9 protein-coding genes are annotated in these 9,251 nt (G+C 49.9%); 2 read left to right on the top strand and 7 right to left on the bottom strand.

Going from position 1 to position 9,251, the window contains the following annotated elements; translation table 11 throughout:
* Positions 1-84: 84 nt before the first annotated feature.
* Positions 85-2,292, bottom strand: a complete 2,208-nt coding sequence (locus FC20_RS08495; protein ID WP_008463193.1) for an alpha-galactosidase — start codon at positions 2,290-2,292, stop codon at positions 85-87.
* A 67-nt stretch (positions 2,293-2,359) separates the two neighbouring features.
* On the bottom strand, positions 2,360-3,049 hold the full coding sequence (locus FC20_RS08500; RefSeq protein WP_236697657.1) for a PTS sugar transporter subunit IIA: 690 nt from the start codon (positions 3,047-3,049) through the stop codon (positions 2,360-2,362).
* A 26-nt stretch (positions 3,050-3,075) separates the two neighbouring features.
* Here FC20_RS08500 and FC20_RS08505 point away from each other — a divergent pair, with 26 nt between their 5' ends.
* Entirely contained in the window at positions 3,076-3,453 is a 378-nt protein-coding gene (locus FC20_RS08505) for a helix-turn-helix domain-containing protein (protein WP_008463198.1), read from the top strand.
* A 135-nt stretch (positions 3,454-3,588) separates the two neighbouring features.
* Here the strand turns inward: FC20_RS08505 and FC20_RS08510 are convergent, their stop codons facing one another.
* The 5 genes from FC20_RS08510 to FC20_RS08530 all read right to left on the bottom strand — a co-directional run bounded on the left by FC20_RS08510 (position 3,589) and on the right by FC20_RS08530 (position 7,831).
* A complete protein-coding gene (locus FC20_RS08510) occupies positions 3,589-4,422 on the bottom strand; it encodes a hypothetical protein (RefSeq protein WP_008463200.1) in 834 nt (277 codons plus the stop codon).
* 14 nt (positions 4,423-4,436) lie between these two features.
* Positions 4,437-5,114, bottom strand: a complete 678-nt coding sequence (locus FC20_RS08515; protein ID WP_008463202.1) for a TetR/AcrR family transcriptional regulator — start codon at positions 5,112-5,114, stop codon at positions 4,437-4,439.
* 138 nt (positions 5,115-5,252) lie between these two features.
* Complete coding sequence (locus FC20_RS08520) at positions 5,253-6,245, bottom strand: ribose-phosphate diphosphokinase (RefSeq protein ID WP_039944330.1); 993 nt, start codon at positions 6,243-6,245, stop codon at positions 5,253-5,255.
* A 91-nt stretch (positions 6,246-6,336) separates the two neighbouring features.
* Entirely contained in the window at positions 6,337-6,999 is a 663-nt protein-coding gene (locus tag FC20_RS08525; protein ID WP_008463206.1) for an alpha/beta fold hydrolase, read from the bottom strand.
* Positions 6,983-7,831: a glycosyltransferase family 2 protein gene (locus FC20_RS08530; protein ID WP_008463208.1), complete on the bottom strand. Its 849-nt coding sequence runs from the start codon at positions 7,829-7,831 to the stop codon at positions 6,983-6,985. The genes FC20_RS08525 and FC20_RS08530 overlap by 17 nt, the downstream gene beginning before the upstream one ends.
* Positions 7,832-8,013: 182 nt before the next feature.
* Here FC20_RS08530 and FC20_RS08535 point away from each other — a divergent pair, with 182 nt between their 5' ends.
* Positions 8,014-8,967, top strand: a complete 954-nt coding sequence (locus FC20_RS08535) for a DUF1002 domain-containing protein (protein ID WP_008463210.1) — start codon at positions 8,014-8,016, stop codon at positions 8,965-8,967.
* The last annotated feature ends 284 nt before the right edge of the window (positions 8,968-9,251 follow it).

Consider the following 9,251-nt stretch of genomic DNA (forward strand, 5'->3'; position numbering starts at 1 on the left):
CCGAAATTAGTGTCCTAATTTCGGGGGTTATATCAACTGCTCCGCGTGTACTAAAGTTTTTGTGGAAATACCTAAAGATACTGGTTAGTGTTGATCAACCGCTTTGAAGTGATACATCTTAGCGGTAAAGTCTTTCCGAGGCTGAGTCGGGTCATAGAAGCCCAAATTCATCAGCTCATCCCCGCCGTAGACTTGGCCGGTAGCCAGGTCTTCGTAATCCTTGTCTGGGTCGAGCCCGGCCAGCTTGGTCTTGGTTAAGTAAGGCTGGGCGTAGGACATGATCTCGACCGTCGTGACAATTGCTTCATTCCGGTCATCACTGACCGTCATCCAGGCAGCTTCGTTGCTGTCAAGCGGAGCTTTCAAAGTGTAGAACTTCCCGTATTGGGTCAGTTCGCGGATCTGCTTGTAGTCAGCAACCTGCTTTTTAACTGCTGCCTTGTCTTCATCAGACATCTTGGTCAAGTCCAGCTCATAGCCCAAGTCACCGCACATCGCTACGGCCGCTCTGGTATCAAACGGCGTGATCCGGCCATTTTGTTCGTTTGGTGAAACCGAAACGTGTGAAGTCATCATTGACTGCGGGTAGACCAGACTGGTCCCGTATTGGATGACCAGGCGGGCAATCGCATCACTATTGTCGCTGGCCCAGATTTGCGGGCAGTAGTAGGCCATGCCGATGTCAAAGCGCCCGCCGCCACCTGAGCAGCCTTCCAGCAAGATGTCTGGGTAACGGTCAACCAAGCGCTCAAACAAGTCATACAGGCCCAAGACATAGCGGTGGTAGACTTCCCCTTGCTGGTCAGCTGGCAAATCGCTTTCGTAGATGTCGGACAAGTGCCGGTTCATATCCCACTTGATATAGTCGATACTCCCGCCATCAAGGATTTTGGTCATCTGGTCAAAAATATTGTCGCGGACTTCCTTGCGGCCCAGGTCCAAGAGATATTGGTTCCGAGCCGGGCTTGGCTTTCTGCCTGGCACCTGCATCAAATAGTCTGGGTGGGTCCGGTAAAGGTCAGAATCATAGGAAATCATCTCCGGTTCAAACCATAAGCCAAACTTCAAGCCTTGACCGTGAACATAGTCAGCGAAGTGCTTCAGCCCTTGCGGGAACTTCTTGGCAAAGACCTGCCAGTCGCCCAGGGAACTGTAGTCGTCATCACGGTGGCCAAACCAGCCATCGTCCAGAACGAACATCTCAATCCCCAATTCTTTGGCTTCATCAACGATTTCCTTCAACTTGTCTTCCGTAAAGTCAAAGTAGGTCGCTTCCCAGTTGTTGACCAGGATTGGACGCGGCGCTTTCTTGAACTTGCTCCGCATTACCCGGTCCAAAATCAAGCTGTGGAAAGTCTGGCTCATCCCGTTCAAGCCAGATGCCGAGTAGACCAGCAGGGCTTCTGGAGTTTGGAAGCTGTCGCCAGGATTTAGTTTCCAGGAGAAGTTGTATTCGTTGATCCCGACCGTGATATGCAACTGGTTGAGCTGGTCCTTTTCCAACTCAAATTCATGGTTGCCTGAGTAGACTAAGGCCAAGCCCCAGGCATCCCCGGCAAATTCGTCCGTCTTTGGGTCAACCAAAGCAACGAATGGGTTCATCTGGTGGCTGGACGTGCCACGGCGGGATTCAAAGACGTGGCGTCCTTGAACCAGCCGACTTCTTTGTGGGTGCCGTTCATTAACGTGAGCCCCAGGCAAAGTGATTGCTTCCAGGTCCTGACCAACCAGGTCCATTTGCATGGAAGCGACCTTTTCAAGGTGGACGCTTTCCTTGCCCTTGTTTGCCACTTTAACGCTGCGGGCAATCACGTCGCGGTCCCGGTAGATCGTGTAGAGCAAGTCATATTCCAAGCCAGTCAAATCATCAATCAGCTTAACCGTCAAAGTTTCTGCTTCATCAGCATTTTCAACGTAGGCTGCCGGCAAGCCTGGCAACTTAGGCTTGCCCGGCGCGATTTCATAGCCAGCATAGTGGAGAAAGACGGCGTTTGAACCGTTGGCCTGACGGACGATGGTTGCTGGTGAGTGGAAGTCCATTTCTCCGGCCCCACTGTATTCTTTTGGCAGGGTATCACGGGAGAAAGTCCGGTCTAAATCGCCTGGCAGGTTGCCGGAGAAGCCCCGGTCAAGTTTGGGATAGGTCAAGCCCCCGTGGTAGCTTCTTACCCGTTTGCCGAAGTACAGGTGACTCAACGTGCCTCCCTTCTCTACGGAAAACAGATATGAAATATTCTGGTTGTGCAGGTGGAAAACCTGTTGTTTTTCGTCAAATTCAATTAACTTGGACATTATTTTCTCCTAAATTACTCGATGTTTAACTTACTCATTTTTTCACGGACAAAGTGCTTGAAGCTGCTTATTCGATTTCCATAATTGGATCACCGGCTTCAACCGTCTTGCCAACTTGTTCAATAACCGCCAGCTTCTGGTAGTCCTTGGAATTCATCACGGTGACTAAAACCCTGTCGTCCAAACCATGCTGCTTGATCGTTGGGTCCCAGAATTCGATCAATTCCTGCCCCCTCTTGATCTTCTGACCTTGGACGACGTATTGGACAAAACCAGTCCCGTTCAACTTGGCAGTGTCAACCCCGATGTGAATCAGCAGGGTCAAGCCATCCTTACTCTTCAAGCCGATCGCGTGGCGGGTGGCAAAAGCCGCTACTACTTCACCGTCAAACGGCGCATAGATCCGGCCGTCATTTGGCTTGATCATAAAGCCCTTGCCCATCTTGCCGCTGGCAAAGTTCGGGTCGCTGCTGTCCTTTAACTGGAGCAGTTCACCAGCAACTGGCGCGGTCAATACCAGGCCGCTGCCTTGAACGGCTGCCGATTCAGTTTTAGAATCTTCATTTTCAAACCGCTTGCCCCAAGTAGCTTCCAGTTCGGCAACAATTTCCGCGTGCTTTTGGTCGGTCAGAATTACTTTCTTGCCAAAAATCAACATGCTCAAAATCAGGAAGATAGCCGGCAAAAGCAACATGGCAATCTTAAACTTGACTTGGTCAGCCGCGGTAATCGAAGCGGCAGTGGCACCGGTCGTCATCCCTGCTCTACCAGACCTTTTACCAATTGCTGGTCGATTATCCGGCCGGCAAGCGGCGGCAAGGCGGCCAGGCAGATGACTACTTGATCACGGCCATCAGCTTTCTGGAAGACAATTTTACAGATCCGGCTTGCACGATCAGCGAGCTTTGTCAGCAGCTGGGCCTTTCGCGCAGCTACATCTACAATCTCTTTAGGAACAAAACTGAGCGTTCTCCCCAGCAGTTCCTGACGCAATTGCGCATGGATCAGGCCAAAGAGCTGCTGGCTAGCAGCGACTTAACCGTCCAAGCCATTGCCCATTCGGTTGGCTATAACGACTCCTTCACCTTTTCTAAAGCCTTCAAGCGCTACCAAGGCTTGAGCCCAAAAAGCTGGCGGCAAATAAAAAACGACGGGAATTAACCCGGCGTTTTATTTTTGTTGTCAAATAGGATTGTTTCATTTCTATTAAAAATAACGCTTGGATTTGTATCCATTGATATGACCCCCGAAATTAGGACACTAATTTTGGGGGTCATATCATTTCGCACGACTTTTTTAATTTGACGTAACTTGCCATGGGATGGCACTGATCACGTAAAGGGCGGCGCCTACAATGACGTAGTTCAAGAAGACACCACTGGCGATCTCCAGCCAGTAACCGAGGTCTAGAGCCGTAATGACCGACGTGTCAAAAAAGATCGGCACAAGGGCCATCAGGCCGTAGATCAGCATCAGCCAAAAGGCCGTCCACATGAGCCCTGCCGTCAGGTCGTGGATCACGGCCCGCTTAGTGTGACTCTTAAAGGCTTCTTTGAAGATGGAAACGATGGCCACGATGCAGAGGATGATTACGATAACGGCAACCAAGCGGATAATCGTTACCAGGTTGGCCTCAAGAAGAACCGTCGCCAGGTCAAAAGCGTTAGCCACAATGTAAGTGGCTGAGGTCTTTTGCTTTCTCAGCTTCTTGCGGACCGTCGCCACCTGCGAGGAGTCTGTCTTCTCGCTCTTTAAAATGACCTGCTTGATCTGGTTGGCCAGCGCCGTATCGCTGGTTTGAATCAGGTGGAAGCCGTACTTGTAGTCGATGATCAGGTCAGCCACTTCCAGCGCCTGCTCATCAGACAGCAGGTTCTCATCGTCGCTGTTGCCGTTGACGATGGTGGTTAAGCGGTTAAAATGGCTGTTGATCTGCTTGCTGATAATCACGGTATTGCTTTCCGTTTTGATGGTCTGTTTCATAAAAGATGGGTTTAAAAAAGTTCCCATGACTAGCAGCAGGCTGACTAGTAAAAAGGCCACGAAGGCCATTGGCCGTTTATATTCTAACGCGTTATCAAAAATTTCTTCCTCTTCCCCACGTTTGCGCTTTGCGGAAGTTCGGGTCATGCGTCCACTCCTAACTATAAAATTGCTTTGTCTTCATCAAACATCGTGTCGATCGCGTGGTGGATCTCATCGATGCTGCAGTTCTCAATTACCTGGTGTCCTTCAGCCAAAGCCGCCTTAATTTTGGCTGGCTGGGCGTGTGAAAAGCTGAACATCAAGGAACTCGTCGCGTAGTCCGCCATTTCTTCGGCTGTCAGCTTGTGCTTGGCCCGGTCCCGGTACAAGCGCCCCGTCCCGGTCAAGATGAAGGCAATCCCAGTTCTGATCTCGGGATAATTTTTATATTGGGCAAAAGCCTCATGCGACTTCATCCACTCATCGATCATCTTACTCCAATTATCCAAGGATCGCTGGTTGGTGAAGGCCTCCGTAATTACCTGCCCTAGGCCTGTGTCTTTGGTCCCCAGCCTGATGGCAATGCAGATCATGGCCTTGACCCGAACAAAGGGATTTTTCTTCTGTTCGTGGTAGTTGGCATCGATCTGGTCCCACATGGTGTTAAAAAGGTTCCGCACAATGTCAGTCATTAGGGTTGACTTGTGGGGGTAATACGATTGCAAAAGCGACTTGGAGATGCCGGAATCTTCCGCAATTTCTTGCAAAGACACATGGTCAAAGCCATAGACCCGCACCAGGCGGAAGGTGTTGTCCAGGATCTCCCTTCTCCTTTGGATATTTTTCTTTCTTGCCATAACTATCCGCCTTTCTTTTACAACTAACAAGATTATAACAAGATTTTGCTAGCTGTTTGCAAGAGATTTGCCACTTTTAGGCAAATTTCAAAAAAGGGAACAAAAAAGAGACCGCGGGCGGCCTCCTTTTGCTTCCCTTTAGTTCTTGGTGAAGCGGTTTTGTTCATCAAAAATTTCGTGAATTGACCGGTCATTGTAGATGTGGTCAATCCCCTTCGCCAGCAGGCGGTCAACTGAGATGCGCACCATCCGGTCAGGGTACTTGTTGTGCTTAACCGTGTCAGTGACAACGATTTGTTCAATTGGCAAGCCATTCAAGATCTTGGTTGCATCTTGAGAAAGCAGGGCATGGGTGGCAGCAGCGTAAACCTTGGTTGCGCCAGCCGCAAAGACTGATCTGGTTGAAGATGCCAAACGCGTACCCGTGTCAATCAAGTCATCAACGATGATGCACTTCTTGCCTTGAACGTCCCCGATGATGTCGTGAACGCTGTCGTCGTAGCGGGCGCCGCGTTGGTCAACGATGGCGATTGGTGCGTCGAAGTATTGGCCAAAGGTCCGGGCCAGCTTGGTGCCGCTGTGGTCTGGAGAAACGACAACTACATCGTCATCTTCTTTAGAAGCAATGCCGTTGTCCAAGAAGTATTGGGCCAAGATTGGCATCGCATGCAGGTGGTCAACTGGAATGTTGTAGAAACCTTGGATTTGAGAAGCGTGCAGGTCAACCGTCAAGATGTGGTCAATGCCCGTCAATTGCAGCAAGTTGGCAATCAGCTTGGCAGTGATTGGTTCACGGGATCTAGTCTTGGTGTCTGAGCGAGAGTAAGCCAAGTATGGAATCACACAGTTAACGGTGTGAGCAGATGCCCGGTGCAAGGCGTCCAGCACGATTTCCAATTCCATGAAGTTTTCGTTGACTGGATCTTGGATAGATTGGATTACGAAGACGTCGCAGCCACGAACCGTTTCCGCAATGTTGACTTGGATTTCACCGTCGCTGAAGTGGTGAACAGTAGTTTCAAGCAAAGGCACGCCCAAAATGTTGGCTACCTTTTCGTTCAACTGCGGATTGCCGCCCAAGCCAATCAGCTTCATTGGATTAAGCAACTTATGAATTTCTTCTTTTGTAATTGATGTCATCATGAGCCCCTTAGAAACATTCTCATTAAATTGAATCTATAATGTCTACATTAACATTATAGCAAAGCTTTGCCTTGTTTTTTCAGGATTCCTTGCAAAAATCTTTGATCAGGTCCAAAATCTTCAAGCTGTCGACCACGTAAGAATCATGACTTTGCCGCGGCATGATGGCCAAGCGCCCTTGCGGGATCAGGCTGCTGTACCAGCGGACGTGCTCAACTTTGACCCAGTCGTTTTCCCCAACGGCGCACAGAACCGGGATGGTGATTTTTTTCAAACTGTCTGGCTCCATGTAGGATTCGGTTAGTTCTACCCGGCTATCGCGGTCAAATTTCAAAAAGCGCCGCACGCCTTCGGTCAAGTAGTGATACTTGTGGATACCCTTCCCATCGATAAAGACGCCGGCCACGATTGACTTGCCTAGCAAGCTGCTGTCTTGGCTAGCGAGAAGCAGTGTTACTAGGCCGCCTGAGTCATAGCCAAAGACGTATGGCTGCTTGAGATCCAGCGCCTTGATGAAGGCAGACAAGTCCTCTACTTCTGTTTGGTAGTGCTCAGCGATCTCGCCGCCGCTTAAGCCATGGCCCCGCATATCTAGGGCATAGACCGTGTAGTACAAAGACAGGGGCGCAATAACCTTGCTGTACATCCCCCCATCTAGGTGGTGGCCATGCAACAGGATCAGGGGGTGACCCTGGCCCAGTTTTTGGTAATAAAGGTCACAGCCATTAACTTTGATGATCATTTTTTATCCTTTCCCCAACATAGGCTTCCTCGCCCTCGTACTTGCGGGAGGCGTAGTCTACTTTTTTAGCGGAAGCTTTTTGCCATAAATGCTTAAAAATGCTGGTATACATGAGCACGTTGGCCGCTACGATGCTGCAGAAGTGGTCCCAGCTGAGCGTGTGCACGGCGCTGTCAGCTCGCTGCCAGTAGTGGTACAGAGGCACGGAGTCATAGTAGCAGCCCTGCGTTTTCATCAGGTAGTCGATGTTAAAAACCTGATCTTCCATTAGATCCAGGTCATTGTTAAAGCGGACCTTGAGCCGTCTTACCAGCTGGGTCTTGTAGCACTTGTTCCAGGTGTAGCCCTTTAGAGGAGAATGCTTGGTGCCTAGAACCTTCAAGGTTGCCTGGAGGCGGGAGAGCTCGCCTTTAGCAGGCTTGGCGATCGGCACGGATGGCTTTTGGGGCTGGTCCACGTAGTAGCCGCAGGCGATCAGGTCGTCGTCTGGGTGGTTTTCAAAGCCCTTGATGAAAAAGTCAGTGTAATTTTCATCGACCCAGTCATCCCCATCGTGAAAAATGAAGTAAGGCGTGTCGACTAAGTCCAGACCTAAGTTGCGGGCTGCTGCGACACCCTCATTTTTCTTGGCAATCAGGCGAAAATCCGCAAAGTCTTGTTCATAGCTGGCCGCAATTTCCCGCGTCTGGTCGCTGGACCCGTCATCAATGATGACCAGCTTAAAGGCGCGGTTTTTCTGCAAGAGCAAGTGGTCCAGGGCGCGGGCTAGGTACTTCTCTTGGTTGTAGACGGTCATAATCACGGTTAACTTGGGCTCACTTTTTTCAGACAACTCTACTCCTCCTCTCAGAGCCAATTTATTCTATTATATCATCTTCTAAAAAAGTTTTAGACCCCCTGCTTGCGGAAATTGGTCTTGACCAATAGTTAAATTTTTTCTAAAGGCAAAAAGGGGCGGACGAAATTTAGTATAATTAGGGGCGGATAGAATTTAAAAAGGAGAATTTTTTTGCAATGAAAAAATTTCTAACCCTGCTGGCCTTAGCAGCCGGCTTAACGTTCAGCCAGCCGGTTCAGGCAGCGTCTTCGTCAACCGACGTGGACACGACTCCGGTGATTACCCTGGGGACCTCTTTGACTGACAGCCAAAAAGAGGGAACTTTGAGCGTTTTAAAGGGCGCCTTGAGCGACTCCAGCAGCTACAACACCTTAACGGTTACAGGGAGTGACCTGGTTACCTACTTGAACCCATCAGGCGACAACTTCACTTCCTCATCCGGCGTTTGGTCCAGTGCCGCCATTGAGAAGACGAGCTCTGGCAGCGGGATCAACGTGCAAATTTTAAACTATAACGGTAAAAACAACATTACGACGATCACCGCCAACCAGTACCGGAACGCAGCCATCACGGCCGGGATCACCGACGCCAACATCTACGTAACGTCTGCGGTCTCCATCGACGGTTCTGGCGCCTTGGCCGGGATTTACAAGGCCTACGCCAAGAGCGGGGAAAAACTAAGCCAAAAGCAGATCACCGCGGCTCAAGACGAATTGTCGACTTTGAGCGGGATCACCAGCGAAAACAAGAACAAGGATGGCTACAGCGACGCGCAGCTGAACAACGCGGTGGCTGGGGCCAAGAAGGAGATGGCGAAGGAAGGCTCAAATATCACTAAGAACCAAATCATCACCATCGTCAACCAGCAGATCAAGAACAACAATCTGACCAATGTCATCACCAATGAACAGAAGAATCAGATCGTTAACGTCTTGATCGAGATCCGCGACTCTGGCGCCTTGAACTCATCCTCTTTCAAGCAGCAAGCGGGTCAAGCCATGAGCGCCATCCAAAAGAACGCAAAGGGGATCTTCTCAAAATTGAATACCGAAGAAAATCGCAACGCCCTGCAAAAGCTGTGGGACGCGATCGTCAACTTCTTCACCAACCTGTTTAACAGCTTTAAATAGTTAGGCAGTTAGGTACCGGCCCCGAATCCAGCGGATTCGGGGCTTTTTGTTTTGGAGTGTTGGGGGGCGGTGTGCGGGCGGATGCTGCTCAACTGAGGCGGCTAGTTGCCATCTTTTTGGGCGAGTCGCCCCCATTTTGTGTCAACCAAATCTATTTTTTCTAAAAATTGCCCCCAACTTATGTCAACCGACTTCATTTTTCCTAAAATCTGCCCCCAATCTATGTCAACCGAACTCTTTTTTCCTAAAATTAGCCCCCGTTTTATATCAACCAACTTCATTTT

Source organism: Lactobacillus equicursoris DSM 19284 = JCM 14600 = CIP 110162, assembly GCF_001434815.1.
GTDB lineage: Bacteria > Bacillota > Bacilli > Lactobacillales > Lactobacillaceae > Lactobacillus > Lactobacillus equicursoris.

What these genes read in the sequence shown, in the direction of transcription:
- FC20_RS08495 (WP_008463193.1), bottom strand. Translation starts at nt 2,292, where the DNA reads ATGTCCAAGTTAATTGAATTTGACGAAAAACAACAGGTTTTCCACCTG.
- FC20_RS08500 (WP_236697657.1), bottom strand. Translation starts at nt 3,049, where the DNA reads ATGACGACCGGTGCCACTGCCGCTTCGATTACCGCGGCTGACCAAGTC.
- FC20_RS08510 (WP_008463200.1), bottom strand. Translation starts at nt 4,422, where the DNA reads ATGACCCGAACTTCCGCAAAGCGCAAACGTGGGGAAGAGGAAGAAATT.
- FC20_RS08515 (WP_008463202.1), bottom strand. Translation starts at nt 5,114, where the DNA reads ATGGCAAGAAAGAAAAATATCCAAAGGAGAAGGGAGATCCTGGACAAC.
- FC20_RS08525 (WP_008463206.1), bottom strand. Translation starts at nt 6,999, where the DNA reads ATGATCATCAAAGTTAATGGCTGTGACCTTTATTACCAAAAACTGGGC.
- FC20_RS08535 (WP_008463210.1), top strand. Translation starts at nt 8,014, where the DNA reads ATGAAAAAATTTCTAACCCTGCTGGCCTTAGCAGCCGGCTTAACGTTC.